Origin of the sequence: Staphylococcus sp. HMSC077D08, assembly GCF_001837945.1 — a bacterium.
Classification (GTDB): domain Bacteria; phylum Bacillota; class Bacilli; order Staphylococcales; family Staphylococcaceae; genus Staphylococcus; species Staphylococcus epidermidis.
This window is the reverse complement of sequence record NZ_KV834828.1, coordinates 115,119-136,089: the sequence shown is the minus strand read 5'-3', so window position 1 is coordinate 136,089 and position 20,971 is coordinate 115,119. Positions and strand designations below refer to the sequence as shown.

At 32.1% G+C, this 20,971-nt stretch carries 16 protein-coding genes, 1 tRNA gene and 1 pseudogene; 4 read left to right on the top strand and 14 right to left on the bottom strand.

The window, feature by feature from the left end:
• Nucleotides 1-46 precede the first annotated feature (46 nt).
• Entirely contained in the window at nucleotides 47-1,219 is a 1,173-nt protein-coding gene (locus HMPREF2663_RS11755; protein WP_002446942.1) for an MFS transporter, read from the bottom strand.
• Nucleotides 1,220-1,559: 340 nt separating this feature from the next.
• On the opposite strand from HMPREF2663_RS11755, the gene HMPREF2663_RS11750 reads away from it, so the two are divergent.
• A complete protein-coding gene (locus HMPREF2663_RS11750) occupies nucleotides 1,560-1,916 on the top strand; it encodes a hypothetical protein (protein WP_002446941.1) in 357 nt (118 codons plus the stop codon).
• Between the two features lie 145 nt (nucleotides 1,917-2,061).
• Here HMPREF2663_RS11750 and HMPREF2663_RS11745 read toward each other — a convergent pair whose 3' ends face one another.
• From HMPREF2663_RS11745 to HMPREF2663_RS11690, 12 genes and pseudogenes are all read right to left on the bottom strand, one after another.
• Entirely contained in the window at nucleotides 2,062-2,541 is a 480-nt protein-coding gene (locus HMPREF2663_RS11745) for a peptide-methionine (S)-S-oxide reductase (protein ID WP_070846528.1), read from the bottom strand.
• Between the two features lie 168 nt (nucleotides 2,542-2,709).
• On the bottom strand, nucleotides 2,710-3,057 hold the full coding sequence (locus HMPREF2663_RS11740; RefSeq protein ID WP_002446939.1) for a magnetosome magnetite crystal formation protein family: 348 nt from the start codon (nucleotides 3,055-3,057) through the stop codon (nucleotides 2,710-2,712).
• Between the two features lie 105 nt (nucleotides 3,058-3,162).
• Entirely contained in the window at nucleotides 3,163-4,503 is a 1,341-nt protein-coding gene (gene gtfB, locus HMPREF2663_RS11735) for an accessory Sec system glycosylation chaperone GtfB (protein ID WP_070846526.1), read from the bottom strand.
• The gene (gene gtfA, locus HMPREF2663_RS11730; RefSeq protein WP_070846524.1) at nucleotides 4,496-6,004 is read right to left on the bottom strand and encodes an accessory Sec system glycosyltransferase GtfA; all 1,509 of its coding nucleotides are present in this window, start codon (nucleotides 6,002-6,004) and stop codon (nucleotides 4,496-4,498) included. The genes gtfB and gtfA overlap by 8 nt, the downstream gene beginning before the upstream one ends.
• Nucleotides 6,005-6,021: 17 nt before the next feature.
• Complete coding sequence (gene secA2 / locus HMPREF2663_RS11725; protein ID WP_070846522.1) at nucleotides 6,022-8,412, bottom strand: accessory Sec system translocase SecA2; 2,391 nt, start codon at nucleotides 8,410-8,412, stop codon at nucleotides 6,022-6,024.
• Nucleotides 8,405-8,977: an accessory Sec system protein Asp3 gene (asp3, locus tag HMPREF2663_RS11720; protein ID WP_070846520.1), complete on the bottom strand. Its 573-nt coding sequence runs from the start codon at nucleotides 8,975-8,977 to the stop codon at nucleotides 8,405-8,407. Before asp3 ends, secA2 begins: the two co-directional genes overlap by 8 nt.
• Nucleotides 8,964-10,253 (bottom strand): annotated as a pseudogene (gene asp2 / locus HMPREF2663_RS11715) (accessory Sec system protein Asp2); the annotation flags it as partial. The gene asp3 and the pseudogene asp2, both read right to left, overlap by 14 nt.
• Before the next feature lie 73 nt (nucleotides 10,254-10,326).
• On the bottom strand, nucleotides 10,327-11,628 hold the full coding sequence (locus tag HMPREF2663_RS11710) for a hypothetical protein (protein ID WP_070846518.1): 1,302 nt from the start codon (nucleotides 11,626-11,628) through the stop codon (nucleotides 10,327-10,329).
• A 275-nt stretch (nucleotides 11,629-11,903) separates the two neighbouring features.
• Entirely contained in the window at nucleotides 11,904-12,719 is an 816-nt protein-coding gene (phnE, locus tag HMPREF2663_RS11705; protein ID WP_002476085.1) for a phosphonate ABC transporter, permease protein PhnE, read from the bottom strand.
• On the bottom strand, nucleotides 12,716-13,468 hold the full coding sequence (phnE, locus tag HMPREF2663_RS11700; protein ID WP_162832815.1) for a phosphonate ABC transporter, permease protein PhnE: 753 nt from the start codon (nucleotides 13,466-13,468) through the stop codon (nucleotides 12,716-12,718). The genes phnE (HMPREF2663_RS11705) and phnE (HMPREF2663_RS11700) overlap by 4 nt, the downstream gene beginning before the upstream one ends.
• Before the next feature lie 49 nt (nucleotides 13,469-13,517).
• On the bottom strand, nucleotides 13,518-14,291 hold the full coding sequence (phnC, locus tag HMPREF2663_RS11695; RefSeq protein WP_070846516.1) for a phosphonate ABC transporter ATP-binding protein: 774 nt from the start codon (nucleotides 14,289-14,291) through the stop codon (nucleotides 13,518-13,520).
• A 108-nt stretch (nucleotides 14,292-14,399) separates the two neighbouring features.
• Nucleotides 14,400-15,356: a phosphate/phosphite/phosphonate ABC transporter substrate-binding protein gene (locus tag HMPREF2663_RS11690; protein ID WP_070846514.1), complete on the bottom strand. Its 957-nt coding sequence runs from the start codon at nucleotides 15,354-15,356 to the stop codon at nucleotides 14,400-14,402.
• A gap of 234 nt (nucleotides 15,357-15,590) precedes the next feature.
• Here HMPREF2663_RS11690 and HMPREF2663_RS11685 point away from each other — a divergent pair, with 234 nt between their 5' ends.
• Complete coding sequence (locus HMPREF2663_RS11685) at nucleotides 15,591-17,141, top strand: motility-associated ABC transporter substrate-binding family protein (protein WP_070846512.1); 1,551 nt, start codon at nucleotides 15,591-15,593, stop codon at nucleotides 17,139-17,141.
• 96 nt (nucleotides 17,142-17,237) lie between these two features.
• Nucleotides 17,238-18,773, top strand: a complete 1,536-nt coding sequence (locus HMPREF2663_RS11680; RefSeq protein ID WP_002490901.1) for a bifunctional metallophosphatase/5'-nucleotidase — start codon at nucleotides 17,238-17,240, stop codon at nucleotides 18,771-18,773.
• Between the two features lie 99 nt (nucleotides 18,774-18,872).
• Here HMPREF2663_RS11680 and HMPREF2663_RS11675 read toward each other — a convergent pair whose 3' ends face one another.
• Entirely contained in the window at nucleotides 18,873-20,048 is a 1,176-nt protein-coding gene (locus tag HMPREF2663_RS11675) for an MFS transporter (RefSeq protein ID WP_002446927.1), read from the bottom strand.
• Between the two features lie 589 nt (nucleotides 20,049-20,637).
• Here HMPREF2663_RS11675 and HMPREF2663_RS11670 point away from each other — a divergent pair.
• Nucleotides 20,638-20,727 (top strand) — tRNA-Thr (locus HMPREF2663_RS11670).
• Nucleotides 20,728-20,971 lie beyond the last annotated feature (244 nt).

The following is a 20,971-nucleotide window of genomic DNA, read 5'->3' as shown; positions in this document are numbered from 1 at the left end:
TATAACTTTTAACAACCAATATTGCTTTTATCATTTGAAGCTATTTTCAAGAACGTTGGTCACCTGGCATAAATATTGATACAACTAAAGCAATCAGTCCGACAATAGCAATCATTAAAAACTGTAAGAAAAAGTTAGACAGTTCGCCTACAAATAACATTAAAATAGGTGCAATCGCTGTTCCTAAGAATAATACAAATGTATTAACAGATAAAAAGAAACCTTGATTGTTTTTAACAACTACACCTACTTTTGAAATAACAGTAGGAATCGCAAATGCGATGCCTGCAACAAACAACACACTAAATGTTGTAATAAGTATAATATTCGTAGTCACACCCATGAGTATGATCGACACAATACATGTTGTTAATGCGATAGTTATCAAGCGCTTCATACCTATACGACTGCTTAAACGCCCTGCAAATAGAGATAATAGCATGCCTATCACACCGAACAATTTCATCATTGAGGACACAGACATGTCTCCTCCAACTTGGTGTGATGTGACATATTCATTTAAAATATCATACATACTTATAAACATAATCAATAATGTTAGTGAAATAAATAAACAGTAGAAAACTTTAAGATTGTCTTTGAAATCTTTAAAGTTATTGAAAAACTTAAAGAGTTGTATATCAGGATTTTTATGAGGACTCTCAGGTACATTTTTATAAATAACTAATACGAGAATTAAATATAGGATTGTTAAAATAAAATATACCCATTGCCAATTCAAATAACTTACCACTAATTCACTCATATTTTGCCCTAACACACCTGATAACATAAAACTTGTACTGATAAAACTAATTGCTGTTACACGTTTCACACGTGGATAAGTTTCAGTTGTATAAGTCATGACTACAGGAGAAAATGATGCAGCAAATACGCCTTGTAGTGCTCTTAATATTAATAACACTGTAAATGAATGAACAATGCCTATCATAAGACAGATGATAACTAATGCACTCATACCTACTAAAATAGTTTTAATTCTGCCATACTTTTCAGAAATCGTTCCATAAAATAGACAACTGATTGAATATGTTAATGAGAATAAAACACCGTTTAAAGTTGCTATAGATTCAGGAACATGAAAGTCTTCTGCGAAAGTTGCTGTAAGAGGTAGAGCCGTATATAAACTTGCCATTACAATGATACCTGAAATAAACATGATTGTCGTAATGAGATTATAGTTTTTACTTTCTTCCATAGATTTCCATACTCCTTTCTAAATTTTATTCAATACGATTATTATGACAGGTTGTTTCAAATTCCTAAAGAGATATTTAAATTGACGAAAAATTAAAATAATATAAATACACTTGTATACATTTAATTTATTTATAGACACATGAGAGCTGAAAAATTGACATTCAGATTACTTCAATTTAAGATTACCTTTACCTTTTAATATCTATATTTAACAAACCTATGATTAAATCGTTAATATATTACAACATTTCTGTTAAATTGTGCATTTAATTTTTATTTTAGGGAAAAGAGATGTCTAGAAGGAATTCATGTTTACAGATAAATAGGAGGAATCTTTAATGATTTTACGTTATGCTACAAATTTAAAACTAGCTAAAGAATTATATGATGCAAGTAAACCTAAATTAAAAGGCGATCAAGGTATGATTGATACGTTCACTAATACATTTGGTTTACCGGAAAACTCAGTTAAATTAGCAGGTGGCGTTGAAGCTGCAGCTGCTGGTTTATTTGCTGCAAGTTTTTTAAATAAAAATATTTCACGCTTAGGCTCACTTGCAGCAATTTCAGTACTTGGTGTTGCAGCTTACAAACATTTTGAAGCAGGGCATGGTAAAAAAGGTGCACAACATGCTTTAGACTTATTAGGTTTATCAACACTTAGCTTATTAGATACTTTTTCTTGCAAAAAATAAGTACTTCAACATATAAATATATATTAAATAAAGTAACAGCGGTAATTTCCTTATTAATCTTATTAAGGAATTACCGCTTCTTTTATGTTATCTATCAACGAAAAAAATGCATTCAATTCATCAGTCTAGATGAATACGACAATGATTATTTCTTGTATTTATTAAGCAATGCTGGAGGAACATGACATAAATAATAATCCTCCGGAAATTTCTCAAGATGATTCTGATGTTCTTCTGCACTCTTCACATAATTACTTAGAGGTTGTACTTCGACCATTACTTGTTTCGCGTCTTCCCTGCGCTTAATGTAGTCTTTTGCTTCATTTAAATGCTTCGAACTTTCACTATACACGCCTGTTCGATATTTTTGACCCTTGTCTTGACCTTGTTGATTTAAACTATAAGGATTTATCATTTCAAACAAATAATCCAGCAGCATATGTATTGAAGTTTTTGCAGGATCAAAGTGTATCTTCACACATTCGGCATAGCCATCATAAGGAGCATCTAAACATTTCGACGTTCCATTTGCCCTTCCAGCTTCTGTTTGAATAATTCCTGGAATCGTATTAAAAAAAGCTTGAGTTCCCCAGAGACATCCACCAGCAAAATATACCGTTTCCATATCCTCACTCCCTAAAACAAATGTGTTAACTCCCTTTTCAATAATAAAGAATTCAAAATAAGTCTCTCAGTTCATTCAATTACAATCAAATAAGAAAAGAACCTGTACATATGATTGATGTATCAGGTTCCATATTATTAACTTGATTACTCTGTTCATTCTGTCTTACTAAGGCATCAATAATTTGATACCCTTCACAATATTAATAATAAATAATACAAGCGAAGCGATAAGTAGAATACCTCCAATAATTACTCCTATCACTAGTACAGCAACTCCATTTGTCGAATCAATCAAGGATAGTCCAGCAGCAAATGATATAAGTCCTAATGCCAAACACACCCAACTCAATATATGGTTAAATAATGCATTTCTTGAATACGTAGATGCTGGTGGTTGTCCAACAATCCATACGATTAATGGAAACAATACAGGTGCAAAAAATACACTTAGATAACTTAAAGCCCCTAACATATCATCCGTTTTATCATGATAGCTTTTATCAAAATTTTCCATACAATCAATCACCTCAATTTAAATATAAACACATTCTGAGTATTCATTTAAGTGATATGGAATACAATTACAATATTGTAAGTTTCGATACAAAAATACTAATGATTAACCACTTAATGCTTGTACTAATGCATATTTAAATGTTGATACCGACACAGCATTAGCATGACGTTGTTGTAGTGCTAAACGTGTTTCAAATTGACCACGATGAGTCCCTATCTCCTTCAAAGCGTTACTCAACTGACTTATATCATTTACAAGAAACTGATTTTCTATTGCAACGAAATCTTGATTATGAACAACCTCTTTATATCCCATAATTAACAATTGATGATTATATGCGCTTCTTACAGCATTCCCTATTTCATTCCCCTCATTAATATCTAAATAGATATCACATAGTTGATATAAGGTTTGAACTGTTTGATCTTTAATTATTGGATATAATTTAACATTTTCATATTGCGATAAACTTAATAATTTTGAAGACATCTCAGTTTTAGCGCCTATGTGAAATTGATAATCTTTATGCAAACGTATCAACGTTTCAACATGTGGTATTTGATCTGAATTTGTTAATGTTAATACATTCTTAGAATAATGATTCCGTTTATACATGTCATATAAGTAACCAGATGCATATACTTTCTGTTGTTCCTCTCTAGATAGTTGTTCTTTGATTAATTTATATTCATTTTGATTAGGAACAATAACGGCAAAGCGACTTTGAAGGTTTTGTGATAACATGACTTTCATATTTCCTGGGATATAACCATGAGATTGCTCTTGCCAAAATAAAATACCTTTTTTCAATGTCGGTAAATGATAAATTGCTAAAAATGGTGTTGATAAAGTATTAAATATAACTTCTTTTATCTCAACGCCCATTTCACTCAAGTAAAATTTAATCCACTCTGTATATGACTCAAAAAAATAAGATTTCCCTTCATATTCTACAACTACATCGTTAGTTACATAATTCTCATAAATCACTTCTTTACCTTCACGTGTCATATACTTTTTTAATATTGCATTACCTAACAAATCGTAAACTGTTTCAGCAAATTTAAATCCTTCTTTTGTATAATAATCAACCGAACGCAAACGCTGTTTTGAATCAAGCCACTCTACATGGCTAACTACCCGTGTCTTATAATGTTCCTTATAAAAGATTTTACCTCTAAGCTCACCCATATCTGTAATGGTAGCCATTGTCGCATCTCCTTTAATTTCCCAAAAAGGAGGCGTATCAATATCATTAAAAAAAGCAGGGGTATCATCTTCATAAATTTGATATGCTGCGAAAAAACGATACGGCGATGTCACATCATCAGGTAAAAAACCATCATCATTAATTACAATCGTAAAGTGATTGTAACCAGCATGCTTAAGAGAGTGATGTAATTCCTGTGTTTCTTGATTATAACTTTCGAATAAATTAATCATATAGCACCTCTTCAATGAGTTGTCTCCATAGATCAACAATATGCGATGTTTTAAATGATTCGGCAATGTTATACGATACCTCATGTGCCCTTATGGGACCATCTTTAAAATATCGAATAATCATATGAGCGATTTGCGTTGTGATATCATCAGTAGACGCTTGTTCAAAATCTATCGGTATCAAATAGCCATTTTGATGATGTCGTATAAATGTCGGACTGCCATAATTCACATCAAATCCAATCATACCTAAACCTGAGCCAACCGCTTCCATTAATGTCAGTCCGAATCCTTCACTTTGTGAGGCAGCTATGAATAATTCATATTGCTGATATATTGTACGAAGATTTCTATGTCCTTTAATTTGTATGTAATCCTCAGCACGATGTTTGATAATAATATTTTTAATTTTTTCTTGTTCTTCTCCTTGTCCGTAGATATCAAAACTCAATTGAGGTAACTGATGTTTAGCTTTAATCACAGCTTCCACTATCCAATCAACATGTTTTTCGGTAGCAAGACGTGATGCGGTTATGATGGAATATGGTTTTCTTTCTTTTTCAGGATATTGTAACGATTCTATACTACCTACTGGAATTGTACGTATACGTGGGCAATCATTCTTATATTGTTTAAATTGTTCACTTAGTGTATGCCTTTGCAAATCTGTCGCTGTGATAAAGAAATCAATATACTGTGCATTTTCGAATTGATACTCATAATAATTATTCCATAAAATGTGAGTCCCATCAGTCGCACCTTCACTGAAATGTTCAGCGTGAACGACTACGCCAACTTTACTGGACCCCTTGTTTTCTAATATGGCTTGTCCCACATCAGTTGCTCGATCAATAATAATGATATCATCTGAATCCAATCGCAATTGGCGTATAAAGTATGCGACGAGTGCTTGTTTACTGTATAAACGTGCATCATCAAACACAAAAACATGTTCATCTTCATCTATATATTCGCGGTATGCAATTGATCCATCTTCATTATAAAATTGACGCATATATATTTTAGCTTTATTGTCAAAAGGAGCATAATACTCCGAGAATGTTCTTACATAGCTATAAAAATCTTTCCTAACTAACATTCCATTCACCACAAACTCCGCACGATCAACGTAATGTTCGTCAGCATTTTTTAAATAGCAGGTTACGAATGTTTGCTGATTATTTAAATAGAGTCGTAATACTTTACCGTTTTGTTCTTTTCGAGTAACCTCATTACCTAACTCTGAAATTAAATCATCAACTGTGTACGTTGTAGGCGCGATTTTTACGTCTGTGAAGTATTGATATAGCCAAATAACTTCATCATCTTTAAAACCTATGTTGCTTGTTAGTGTTTGAATATTTTCTGATTGAATAAAATCTAAAAATATAAATTTTGTTGGATAAGGTAATTGCCTTAATAGTTTTGCTCGATACACTTGTGCATATTCAACACCACTACTGGCCCAACCGATTCCAAAATTGATATTATAAATCGTCATGTCTAACACCTCTTTGTTTATGGGAAATGAATGACCATATCTCCGTCCTTATCAAAGGTTAGAATACTTAAACATAAATTTCTAACCATCTTCCTTTTTATATCTTCAGACATATATTCATACGTTTCAAGAGCCACTTTGTGATATTCAAAAATGACATTACGCTGTCCATTTTGTCGATTGTTTACACTGGCTTTAAGTTGTTGTAAGTTATCCACTTGCTCAATCCATTCGCTATCTATCGCTTTCAAAATTGATTTTTGAATGAAACGAAGTTTTAAATATGAATCCGTCGCAATTTCTAAACGATTGTTAAATTGTTGAGTAAATTGTTGTATTAAGAATTGTATGATTTCTTCATCATTTTGCATATTAATATTTGATACATCTTCATCAAAGATAAAACTTAAGTTTTCGTATATATAATTCACAAGTGCACGTTCCCTACTTAAGCCAAGATTTTTAACGTCTTTTGTAAACACATCTCGTGCAAGCTGTTCAAAATTAAAATCATCAAAATCGCTTGCTTCAAGTATGTGATTACGTTCAGCATAAATTTTATCTCGTTGAACACTAATACTTTTTTCGAATTCATTTGCCATTTCTCTATTTTTCATAGCAGTCTCTTCAGATACACGTTGCGCTTTATTAACAATTGACTTTACACGTTTTTTAAAGAGTGCACTACTTTCTAGTTTAGATGCATCCATCGTTTGGAGATTTTTATTTTCTGCCAAGTTAGAGTTACTCCAACGTTTTACTAAATCATCATCAAGTGATACAAAAATCTGTGAATATCCAGGATCTCCTTGGCGACCTGAGCGCCCTCTTAATTGACGGTCAACACGACTGTTATCCATATGTTCATTAATTATCACTGCTAAGCCACCGATATCATAAACTTCTTTTGATAACTTTATATCAGTTCCACGCCCTGCCATACTTGTAGCAACAGTAACTGCAGATAATTGTCCCGCCTCAGCAATCATTTGTGCCTCTTTAGCTACATTTTGAGCGATTAATAAATTGTTAGGTATATCACGTTTAAATAACTCAGCTGAAAAATATTCTGCCGCTTCTGCAGTACGTGTAATTAGTAACACAGGTTGTTGAGATTCATGTATATCAATCACTGTCTTTAAAATTGCATCGTTCTTTTTGTCACCATTAGCAAATACTCTATCGGGTCTATCATCACGTTCAATCGGACTGTGCGTCGGAATCTCTATAACAACTTTTGAATATAAATCAAAGAATTCTTTTTCCCCTAATTTACCTGTTCCAGTCATACCTGAAAATTCATCAAATTGTTTAAATAAATTTTGGAATGTTATGGTTGCCATCACACTCATATCTTGAGAAATTTCAACATTTTCCAGAGCCTCTATAGCTTGATGTAAACCAGACTGAAGCTTCGTTCCAGGTAGCATACGACCAGTGATTCTATCTATAAGCACAATCTCACCATCAAAAATAAAATAGTCTAAATTATATTTGAATAAATACTTAGCTCTAAGCGATAAATGAATCATCCTCACTAAATCAAAATATTGCTGTTGGTATATATTATTCACTTTGAAATAATGGTTTGCTTTTTCCGAGCCCTCATCAGTGAGCCACACTTCTTTTTTATTAAAATTAACTATGAAGTCTTTATCTTTCTCAAGTGTTTCAACAAACGTTTTAACGATGTGAAATAAATTAGATTGTTCACGTGGCGCACCAGAAATAACTAAAGGCGTTTGGGCAGCATCTAATATAATAGAATCGACTTCATCAATAATAGCAAAGTTTAATTTCGGTAAAAATTTGGCACGAATATCATCAGCTAAATTATCAATTAAATAATCAAATCCTAATCGCCCATTAGTCGTGTAAACAATGTCATGGTGGTACAGTTCATATTTTTCATTTTCAGCGTATTCGTATTCTGGAATGTCCACAAATCCTAATGATACAGACAAGCCTAGCCATTCATATAGTGGTTTCATTTCTAAAAAATCGCGTTTTGCTAAGTAATCATTTGTTGTGATTAGATAAGCACCTTTACCTGTAAGTGCATTTAAGTACAGAGGCATGGTAGCTGTAAGCGTCTTACCTTCTCCTGTTTGCATTTCTGCAACATTCCCCTGATGCATAGCGATTGCTCCTAAAATCTGCACATCTTTTGGATACATACCTAAAACTCGCTTGGAAACTTCTCTAACTGTGGCATAAGCTTGTGGCAGAATGTGATTGAGTGAAGATTTATTATCATTTAAATAAACTTTAAATTCTTTTGTCTTCGCTTGAAGTGCTTCATCACTAAAATTTGAGAATTCCTCACTCAACGCATTAATTTGATTTAATATTTTACGCAATTTTCTTAACCTAATATTATTAATAATTTGGTTGACACCTTTAGCCATTCATATCACTCCTGTGATAGTTTGATATGTCTAGATGATGTGTCCTTATATTGGTTATGATTTGATTAATTACTTTAAGTTTTTTCTCAGGATCTATATATTTCGTTGCCTCGTAAGCTTGATTACTATCTTCTCTTAATTCTTGCACAATTATATTGCGAAAAGATAAATGATTCATGCCAGCATTAATAAGTTCTAAATCATATGAATATGCTTCTCTAGGATAGACAATATTTTCTTTTTTATTTTTTAAAATTTGATGACTAAGAATTTCTTTATTCTTACGATAAAATTTCATTTTAAAATAAGCCACACCCTTAGGTTCAACTTCAAAATTAAATTGAAATTGATATTGGTGCCCTTTTTTTAAAATAGGTAGCTTAGGGCTTACACGGTCTTCTGCAAAATCAGTTAACATATAGCAACTGTGAATGATTGTACCGGATGGCATCAAAGGGTTCTCAAAATAGATATTATCTTGATTAAAACGTAATTTTGTACCATACATAAACGTTGATGAATTAACTAGTCGCCATTTGACTTCAAATTTCCTATCTTTTTGCATGTGTCACCCTCCCAAATCGCTCTTCCATGATTAAATGATAAAAATTAATAAACCAATGAGTAACAGTAGCAGAATCATCGTTATGTCTACCAGGAATTCTTTTACTTATCACACGTGCATGTTGTTTTGTAAGAACAGGCAATAAATCTTGAAATGCATATTTGTCATAATCATCATGCTCCATGTAAGCAATCGCAAATGTTGTCATTGACAAATCACTATGCTGAATTTGCTTCCAAAAATGATTATCTAACTGAACAACATCTTTGTTAGTTATGTCATTTTGATTCAATCGCAAAATATCAAGTGACGTTCCAAAATCGTTTGGACGAACGAGTTTCATATTATTAGCAATAGTACCTAGATTTATCAAAGGTTTTCCTACAATAACAGCCGCTGGATTTAATTTTGTAGCGTAATAAAGTGCGCCAAATGATCCCATTGATACCCCTGAAAGAATTAATTGGTTGTTCGCAAATCCCAAATAATCCAAAGCATTTTGGATGACCTTACGGATTGCCTGTTCATAATTCTCTGACCCTAGGTAAAAGGCACCACCTTCGATTCTAGGATCAGCTATTAAAATAAATGGAGCATTCATGCGTTTCATCATAAAGTACCCTTCAAAGCCCTCAGCAGTACGATACCCACTAAAATATACATTGAGTGGTGGTTTTAAATCTCCAGGATGAAAGTAATGTATAAATTCTTGCTTATTTTCATCACTATATCGTTTTCCGCCTAATATGAACTGCCCTAATTCCAAGCGTGACCAACGTTTATGAATAGCACCTATAAATAATGTTCCTTTACCTTTAGCTTTGATTGATACACTCACATATGTTTGATAAGGACGAGCAGGTAGTTCTATGGGAGCGTCTAAATCGTCTTGTTCATATATTAGCTTTTCTACTGGTTGATCAGTTGAATAAACAGGCGTCAATCTCAATGTATATTGGATTTTAGCATCACCTTCAACTTTAAATTTTGGCCATATTTGATTCACCTTATTGGCATCAGCGATGATATTTTGACTCCATGTAATGAGGGGTTGGTATGATTCCCCAAATCGTCCTGATACTTCAATAGATTCATTTCCATTAAATTGATAAGAACCATCAAAATGAATACTAACGCGACAATGAATAGGTTTTACTTTATCTCCATATTGCCCAGGAAATGTAACTGCTTCTAATTTTTGTTGTAATTGTTCTTCATTTTCATAAATGAGTGGTTTTATAAAATTACGTTGTATTTTCTTATCTTGTTGGTAACGAATAAAAAACTAACTTTAAATAAAGTTAGTTTTAAAATTATTGATTAATGAATTTCTTTAGACAAAATATTATTTACCATTGTCCGTTGTTGTATTGATACATACCTTCTTTTAAATATATTCCCCAAAATATATAACACAATATGCCTAGCCCCATGGAATCAAATAAAATAATATGATTCATATTAACAAAGATAGTGATTAAAAATAATAAAATAGTTATACTCATTGGAAAAGTAACTAAAAGTACCATATGAAGCATGTATATCGTACATAAAGTAAGTCCTATTATTCCAGTAAAGATAATCATACCGAAGATGATATTACTCGTTTCTACATTAAAGTATTGTATTTCTGAACTCGCTTTTATCATCGGTATACCAAAACCGCTTCCTAAAAAAGGATGCTCAGTTAGCGCATAATCAATAGCTTTAATATTCATATCACTCGGCATAAAGACTTCCTGGCTATTCTTCCCTTTTAAGATTAGTTTAATAAAAAGGTGATAAATGTATGGTTGATTGATTATAGCAATTGTCATTAGTATCATAGCACCAATTATGGGATGTTTAATTCTCTTTTTCATGTGAGATAACGGTAATAGAAGCATTAGACATAAAATAACAGATATAAAAATATGACGAGAATTTGATAAATAGAGCTCTATCATTCCAATATTTAACAATAATAAATTGAATACATCATAATCTTGTTGTTTGATTTTTGTTACCATATATAAAACTAGTCCCATAGCAAGAATAATTGCGAATGAATGTTCATCTTTGAAAACACTTCGAAGTGATTCCCCATCAATTAAATATGATTTTGGCGCTATAACTATAAGTAAAAAAGTAAAGGCAATCATTAGCGTGATAAATTGATTAATCCAGTTAATAAGATTTTTTATCTTTTTTATTAAACTAACATACATAACAATCAAAATTAGCGGTATAAAGAAGTTAAGTAATTTAAGAATAGATTCTATCGGATCGTTAGATACAACTAAACTCATTATGATATAAAGTAGCATAATAATCATAGTAGATTTGATAAACCTTAATATCATTTCATTTCTTATCCAATTTTTTACATATTTAAATAGAAAAAATACCCCAATGACATAAGTCAAGATATATTTCATACTTACTATGTAATACGTCATCTCTAGTGTGTCAAAGGGAGTATATATCTGCGATCTGAGCATATAGAGTATGATTAATTGAACGACACCTAGTGCCCCTCTTTTAAGAAGTAATAAAGATAAAGCGATAGATATCATTAATGTCCATTTATTAGGAATGCTAATCATAAAAATGGATAAGATAATCAACCATTCGATAAATTTACGTTGAGTGATATTTAAAAATTGTTTCATGATATAAGCCTCAAGTTGTCTAATTCGTGATGTAAGTGTTTGATCAATTTTTAATTACGAACATGTCATTATATTTCTATTATAAATAATTACACGCTATCAACAAAATATTTTTCTAAATAATTTCATTATATTTTAGAATTATAACATGAATACATTCCTACCGAAAATTAAAATGATGAATATGACGTATGTCTTAAATTAAAATTTTTATTCCAATAAATGAAAACAATTAATGCTTTAGACAATAATCATATCCTTTCACCATAAATGCACTAAACGATACGTTTACGAACCGCGCCAGATATTAAATCAACTAAAGCGACCATCGCAATCAAACCAATTAGAATCATGCCAACTCGGTCCCAAGATCGTGTTTGTAAAGCAAAAATTAATGGTGTACCTATGCCACCTGCGCCGATTAATCCTAAAATGGAGGCTGAACGTAAATTCAATTCAAATCGATATAAAATAAGTGAAATAAACGATGGTAAAATTTGTGGTATTACAGCAAACATTAACGTCTTCATTTTATTTGCTCCACTCGCTTTTAAAGATTCTACAGCGCTAAAATCTAAACTTTCAATATCTTCAACAAAAAGTTTCCCTAACATACCGACTGAATGAATCCCCAGTGCAAGTACACCTGAAAACGAACCCGGTCCAACAGCTTTAATAAATATTAACGCCATTACAATTTCAGGAAACACACGTATAATGCTTAATATGAATTTACTTATACCCGTAACTGGTCGTAATTTCATCATATTTTTAGCGCCTAAAAATGCAAAAGGAATACATATAATTGATGCAATGAACGTGCCAATTACTGCAATAGCAAAAGTTTCCAGCAAACCTCTAAGTAAGTCTTCACCATCAGGTATATATATGTAACTTAAATCTGGATGAAATAATCCGTAAAAGATAGACTTTAATATTTCAATAGACTTACTTTTAAGTTCAAGGCCTGGAATCCCTGCAAACGCCCATATAATTATAGCTGCAACAACAATGACTATAATCCAATTTTTAATTATTCGTTGACGATGTTTTTTTGATTTTAATTCATATTTACTATCCAACGTATTCATGCTAATCTTTCCCTCACTTTCGAACTCACATAGTCAATAATAACTACAATGATTAGAGTGAACAGGATAATCATTGCTGTCTTCTTATATTGAAATAATCCTAACGTTTGATCGTAGAACAACCCAATACCACCTGCGCCAACAAGACCTAAAACTGCTGATGCCCGAATGTTAATTTCAAAAGCAAATAGCACATATGACATAAATGATGAAAGTGCTTGAGGAACAACGCCAAATGCAATCCATTTCACTTTATTAGCCCCTACAGCTGTCATAGCTTCCATAGGTCCTGGATCAATTGTTTCTAATGATTCATATAATAATTTACCAATGATACATATTGTTAGAACAAAAAGTGCTAATACACCCGGAATTTGTCCAATACCAAATATGGCTACAAATACGGCAGCTAATAATAAATCAGGTATTGTGCGTACAATATTAAGAACAAAACGTGATGGTATCGCAATCCATTTAGTTTGAACAATATTACTCGCACATAGTAGCGCTATTGGAATGGAGACAATACTTCCTAGAAAAGTACCGACAATTGCCATACGAATCGTGTCTAGCATTGGTTGTGTAATATGATCTAGGTAACCCCAATCTGGTGGTATCATTTGTTTGAAGAATACGCCAATTTGTGGAAGACCTATCATTAAATCTCCAATGCTAAAACCAGTATAAATAAAACTCCAAATAATCAAACCCGTGATTAAAATAATTGAAAAGCTAGTTTTAAGAGACATCCGTTTATTTAAATAGCGATTATATTTATGCGTTGTTGGTGTCGTCACTTTATTCCACCCCTAATTTTTCATCGTCCTTAATTGAGCGACCGTATATATGATTAAATACTTCATCATTTGCCTCAGACGCGGGACCATCATAAACGAGCTCTCCCGCTCTTAAACCAATTATTCTCGAGCCGTATTCCTTTGCTAAATCTACAAAGTGTAAATTAATCAAAATAGTAATACCTAGTTCTTCATTGATTTTCTTTAAGTCATCCATCACTTGTTTTGTAGTTAATGGATCTAATGAAGCAACTGGTTCATCTGCTAATATAATGGTTGGTTCCTGACATAACGCTCTAGCTATTGATATACGTTGTTGTTGACCACCTGACAACTGGTCAGAGCGTTGGTCATATTTATCTAAAATGTTGACACGTTCTAAAGCATTCATTGCCTTGACTTTATCTTCCTTAGGAAAAAGACCAAGTATCATTTTCCAAGTAGGGTGGTATCCTACCCTACCACTCAAAACATTTCTAAGCACTGTTGAACGCTTAACTAAGTTAAAATGTTGAAAAATCATCCCTATACTTCGACGCATTTCTAATAATTTTTTACCGCGTGCTTTAGTTATTGATTGACCTTCGATAGTAATTTCACCTTTGGAAATATCATGTAGCCGATTAACCGATCGTAGTAATGTTGATTTACCTGCTCCAGACAATCCAACAATAACTGCAAAATCACCTTTTTCTATATTTAAGTTAATATCTTTTAATCCCACATGGCCATTTGGATACACTTTACTAACATTCTTAAACTCGATTTGACTCATCAACAAACACCCTTCTTTTATAAAGAAAAGCTATGAGACTCAAACCGCAAGAGGTCTACAAACCTTCACGTTTAATCCCTTAGCTTTTCTTTTTATAATTCATTCAATTTATTTCATATCATGAACAGCTTTTTCATATTGTCTAACGATATCAAAGTCTGAATCTTTAGTATCAACATAACCTTCATGAGAGTATACCTCGCTAATGATTTTATGACCTTTTTTAGTTTTAGAAATTTCTTTAAAAGCTTTTTTCAATTTATCTTGGAATTTTTTATCCATATCAGGACGTACTGAAATCGTATCATTAGGAATAGGTTTAGTGAGTTTTAATATTTTAGTATCTTTAAATACATTTGGTTGATCTTTTTTTACAACTGTACGTGCATCATTAAATACAGCTGCTGCATCCACATCTCCATTTAACAATGAAATAACTGCTTGGTCGTGTCCTTTAACATTGACTATCTTCATATCTTTTGTTGCATCAATACCAGCTTCTTTGTTTAATGTTACTAGAGGGAATGTATATCCTGCTGTAGAAGTTACATCTTGTAATGCTATTTTTTTACCTTTTAAATCTTTGAGACTATTAATACCAGAGTCCTTTTTAACAAGGATTTCTGATTTATAATCATCAACTAACTTTTTACTTGGAGATCCATCTTCATTAACGTCGTAACGTTCTGCCTTTAATAATAAATCCGCTGCCTTTTGATCGTGTGCTAAAGTATATGCAGTTGGTGGCAAGAAACCAACATCCACTTTCTTAGATTTCATCGCTTCAACTATCGTGTTGTAGTTTGTTGAAACTGATACTTTAACCGGAATCCCTAATTTATCTGACAACAATTTTTCTAACGGTTTTGCCTTAGCTTCAAGTGTATCAGCATTTTGAGATGGTACAAATTGTACTGTTAATTCTTTAGGTGTATAACTACCTGATTTTGAATCTGATCCGCTATCAGAACTTTTATTATTATTCAAAGAACTTGAATTCCCACAGGCTGCTGCAAAAATAACCACCGATAAAACAAGCACCACTAAAAACTTAAGATTTTTCATTCTACTTACTGTCCCCTTCATATCAATATTGGTGTAATATGTATATTTTTGAAACTATATTTATAGATTAGCATATCTTATAAGTGATGGGCATTTAATTTTAATTAAAATTATAAATTTTTTATAATAAATCGTAAGAAATTGTAAAAAATCTGTTAAGCAAGCACAATACGCTATACTTTTATACTATACTTTTTAAAAATTCCATCTTTTATATAAGGAGTAATCATAGAGATGAAAATATTTAAAACTTTAAGTTCTATACTAGTTACATCTGTTCTTTCTGTGACTGTGATTCCATCAACATTTGCATCAACAGAATCTACTGCTACAAATCAGACACAACAAACAGTACTTTTTGATAATTCTCACGCTCAAACTGCGGGCGCTGCCGATTGGGTGATTGATGGCGCTTTCTCAGATTATGCAGATTCAATGAGAAAGCAAGGTTACCAAGTTAAAGAACTAGAAGGAGAATCAAACATTTCTGATCAATCTTTACAGCAGGCGCATGTATTAGTTATTCCCGAAGCTAACAATCCATTTAAAGAAAATGAGCAGAAAGCAATCATTAATTTTGTTAAAAATGGTGGTAGCGTCATTTTCATCTCAGACCACTATAATGCCGATCGTAATTTAAACCGTATTGATTCTTCAGAATCAATGAATGGTTATCGACGTGGCGCATACCAAAATATGACTAAAGATATGAATAATGAAGAAAAAAATTCTAACGTTATGCATAACGTTAAGAGTTCTGATTGGCTCTCACAAAACTTCGGTGTTCGTTTTAGATATAATGCACTTGGAGATATCAATACTCAAAATATCGTTTCAAGCAAAGATAGCTTTGGTATTACTAAAGGTGTACACTCAGTTTCAATGCACTCAGGTTCAACATTAGCAATAACTAATCCTAATAAAGCTAAAGGCATTATTTATATGCCCGAACATTTAACACATAGTCAAAAATGGTCTCACGCAGTTGATCAAGGTATTTACAATGGTGGTGGCATCAACGAAGGACCTTATGTAGCCATTTCAAAAATTGGTAAAGGAAAAGCTGCATTTATTGGTGATAGCTCTCTCGTAGAAGATCGTTCACCTAAATATCTTCGTGAAGATAATGGGAAACCTAAAAAAACGTACGATGGTTTTAAAGAACAAGATAATGGAAAGTTATTAAATAATTTAACAACATGGCTAGGCAAAAAAGAATCTCAATCTTCTATGAAAGACATGCGTATTAAACTTGATCATAAAACACCGTTACTTAACTTTGAGCAACCTGAGAATTCAATTGAACCTCAAAAAGAACCGTGGACTAACCCAATAGAAGGTTACAAATGGTATGATCGTTCAACATTTAAAAAAGGGAGTTATGGAAGTGATCAACAGGGGGCAGACGATGGAGTAGATGACAATAGCTCTTCTCATCAAAAACAAAATGGCAAAGTTGAATTAACTTTACCTCAAAATATCCAACCGCATCATCCATTTCAATTTACAATCAAACTCACGGGATATGAGCCTAATAGCACAATTAACGATGTAAGAGTTGGACTTTATAAAGATGGAGGTAAGCAAATCGGTAGCTTTTCTTCTAACCGTAACCAATTCAATACTCCCGGCTATAGTCCTAGCCAATCAATTAAAACAACTGGAGCGGGTGAAGCCTCAATCACACTCACAGCTAGAGTGACAGATGAAATTAAAGATGCTAATATTCGTGTTAAACAAGGGAAAAAAATTCTATTAACTCAAAAAATGAATGAAAATTTTTAACACCGATAATAACTTAGTGTTGAAAAGTGAGACATTGTTTTTAATTTATATATCACAGAACTATGTCTCTTCCCCGTACTTGAGGAGGTTAATTCAATGTCTCAAATTGCTTTCTATATCCTTAGTGATGTCCACGGTTTTATATTCCCAACAGATTTTTCATCAAGAGGAAAAGATTTACCCATGGGGTTGTTAAAAGCCAATCATCTTATCGAGCAAGACTGCGTGCACTATGACGACAGTGTAAAGATTGATAATGGAGACTTCTTACAAGGTTCTCCATTATGTAACTACTTAGTATCTAAATTAAAGAGTAGTCTCCCATTAACATCAATATATAATCGTTTAGGGTTTGATTTTGGAACTGTTGGCAATCATGAATTTAATTATGATTTACCTTATCTAAAACAGGCCATCAATCAACTTCATTACCCAGTTTTGTGTGCAAATATAATTGAAAATACACAGCCATTCACTGGCCAAGGTATTCATTATTTTAAAGTAAATGGTTTAACTATAGGAACTATTGGATTAACCACTCAATATATCCCTCACTGGGAACAACCTGATTACATTAAGACACTCACTTTTAACAGTGCTTTCCACACATTAAAATCTGAGTTACCTACACTTAGGGAAAAGAGTGATATTGTAGTAGTAAGTTATCATGGTGGCTTTGAACGTGATTTAGATAGTGGCATCCCGACAGAGGCGCTTACTGGGGAAAACGAAGGGTATGATATTCTAAGTCAGTTTAGCGATAGTATCGATGTGTTGATAACCGGCCATCAACATCGTGATATTGCGACAATCAAGAACCAAACAGCCATCATTCAACCAGGTTCAAAAGGTACAAAAGTTGGAAAAATAGTTATTGAATATACGCATGATAAAAAAGTATTAATTAAAGAATGTAAATTAATGAATGTTCATAACAATACCTCCTTTAAGCCGAATGACGAAGATATCGTTTTACGTAATCAATTAGAAGATTGGCTTGATACTCAAATCGCAGAACTCCCCTACGCTATGAGAATAAACAATTCATTTGAGGCAAGAAAATCACCGCATGCATTTGTTAACCTTCTTAATTATATTTTACTAGAAAAAAGTGGTGCAGATATTGCATGTACAGCACTATTTGATTCCGCAAATGGCTTTGATGAGAAAGTAACCATGCGTGATATCATCAATAATTATCCTTTTCCTAATACTTTTAAAGTGATAGAACTTAGTGGAAAAGATATTAAACTTGCAATTGAACGAAGCGCAAGTTATTTTGACATTGTTAACCATAAAATCACAGTTAATAAAGAGTTTCTAGAACCTAAACCTCAGCATTTCAACTATGACATATTTGCAGGTATCCAATATACAATTCATGTTGGTCATCCTTACGGTGAACGTGTTAGTGATTTGCAAATTAATGATGCACCACTACAAAGTGATCAAATATATACAATATGCGTAAATAATTATAGAGCTGTTGGTGGTGGGAATTATGATATGTATGTTAACAAACCTGTGATAAAAGATATTCAAATCGAAGGTGCTCAATTGTTAATAGATTACTTATCTCACAATGATTTATCTCAAATCCCACAAGTGATCGATTTCAATGTTGTTAAGTAATCCCTCTTTCTATTAAAGTATCATTGCTGAAATGTTTGATTGTATAAAGAAAAATCCTTATAGAGGTATCGCCACACTTCTATGAGGATTTTTTAATAATCATGAATATTCATTAAATGTGACATGCTTCTTTTCATAAAGTTGATTAACAAGATTAAGAAGCATACCCAACACTATAATCCCACCAGATATCATAGTAATTTGAATGTAAGGTAATCCTACTGATAATAATATAGATCCAATAATTGCACCAAGAAAATTAGCAACATTGAAAATAGAAGCTGCTAACGTGCTTGCAAGAAGTGGTGCTTCTTTTGCACTTAAGATAATTTTGCTATTAAGTAACGGTGTTGTACCAAATGTACCAAAACCAAATAAGAAGCAAATGATTAATGCTAATATTGAATTTTGAATAACAGTAACAAATAGTACGATTGTTAAAAATAGTAAAAGAAATGTAAGGTATAAATTTTTTGTTAATTTATTTTCCGGTACATTACCAGTAATTAAATTCCCTATTACACCGCCTAAACCAAACATAAATAAACAAACAGTTAAACCTACAATTTTAAATGGAGAAAAATCTCGTATCATTGGCTCCATAAATGTATAAGTAGTAAATACACCAGAGTAACCAAACACAATAATTGCAATCACAATTAAAATGTGTGGATTCTTAAACACTGTTAATTCTTTGCTAATATTTGCTTCTGCACTTAAAGAAACGTTGGGAACAAATTTAATCATTCCTAACATAGTAATGATTGCCAACACAATCATGAATCCAAAAACAACTCTCCAATTTGCAAAACCACCTAAAAATGATCCGAATGGTACACCTAACATTACAGCAATAGTTAAACCTGCCTGAACAAGTGCAATGGCCTGTGTTTTTTTAGCAGGAGGTGCGACTGTCGCAGCAACACTCATACACACACCGAAGAATGGCGCATGCATTGCCGCAGACATGAGTCTTGATAATAACAATACATTAAAATTCGGTGCAAGCATCCCCACTATATTACTTATTATAAAAATCGCAACTAATATTGGTAACAGACGATGGGCGTGAACTTTCAATGTAATGATTCGCATTAAAGGACCTATCAATGCAACACTAATAGCATAAACACTAATTAATAAGCCAGCACTCGAAACAGAAACCTTCATATCGTCAGCGATTTGTGTAAGTAAGCCTGTCACTACATATTCAGCCATTCCTACTGTAAATGTTCCTATCATAAATATAATGAACAACATTTTATTATCTTTCATGAGCGTTTCCTCCCTTTTCTTAATATCAAAAAATCAATATGAGTGGTATATTATAAAAAATTCGTCTCAATGTGAAGAGTATGTTTTCAAATTTTCATCTTCCTCAAATATTAATCTCATAAGTTTTCATATTGTTTTCATGTAATAATATTAAGACAATTTATGATGACTTGATATAAAGCATACGTTTAAATATGTCTGATTGAATTGATTTAATTTTGATAAATAAAATTGAATATTCATGAAATAATGTCGATTTTTTGACGAACCCTCTTATAATGCGTTTTCTTTTCCCTGTTTGATTATAATTAAATGATTTTTTAAATAACTCGACAGTAAATATCTTTAAATTCATTTTAATATTTGAAGGTGATTGGGTGATCTGAAATTAAAACAGTTACCTAAAAATTAATTGTAGTATGGACAATGTAGTAGTATGTGATTAATGTTGATTGAATGATAATCACAGTCCGAATTGTATATAAATTTAAGTAGCTTAATGAAGACGATTTACATGTTTATAATGAAAAACTAATTACTACTTTACAAAACCTTCTATATATTATATGATACTAATTGTTGAAATTTTGGAGGGATACTCAAGTCTGGTTTAAGAGGCTAATCATTCGTGATTAGTAGGAGCTTTTTGCTCGCGTTGGTTCAAATCCTTCTCCCTCCGCTATATATAAAAGAGCCTGAGGCATTTATTTGTCTCAGGCTCTTTTATATATTGGCTATTATGATTCAATTGAACATCATAAATATCCCTTATTCAAGCTACGATATATGCCAATACTTGAATAAGGGATTTTATTTTACTATAGTTTCACATTATGAAAATAAATTTTTTAATACTCTGTATAAAGAGCCTAATAATTGAAAGAAATCACCTGTCATTTATCTCACTCCTATCTATATAAAAT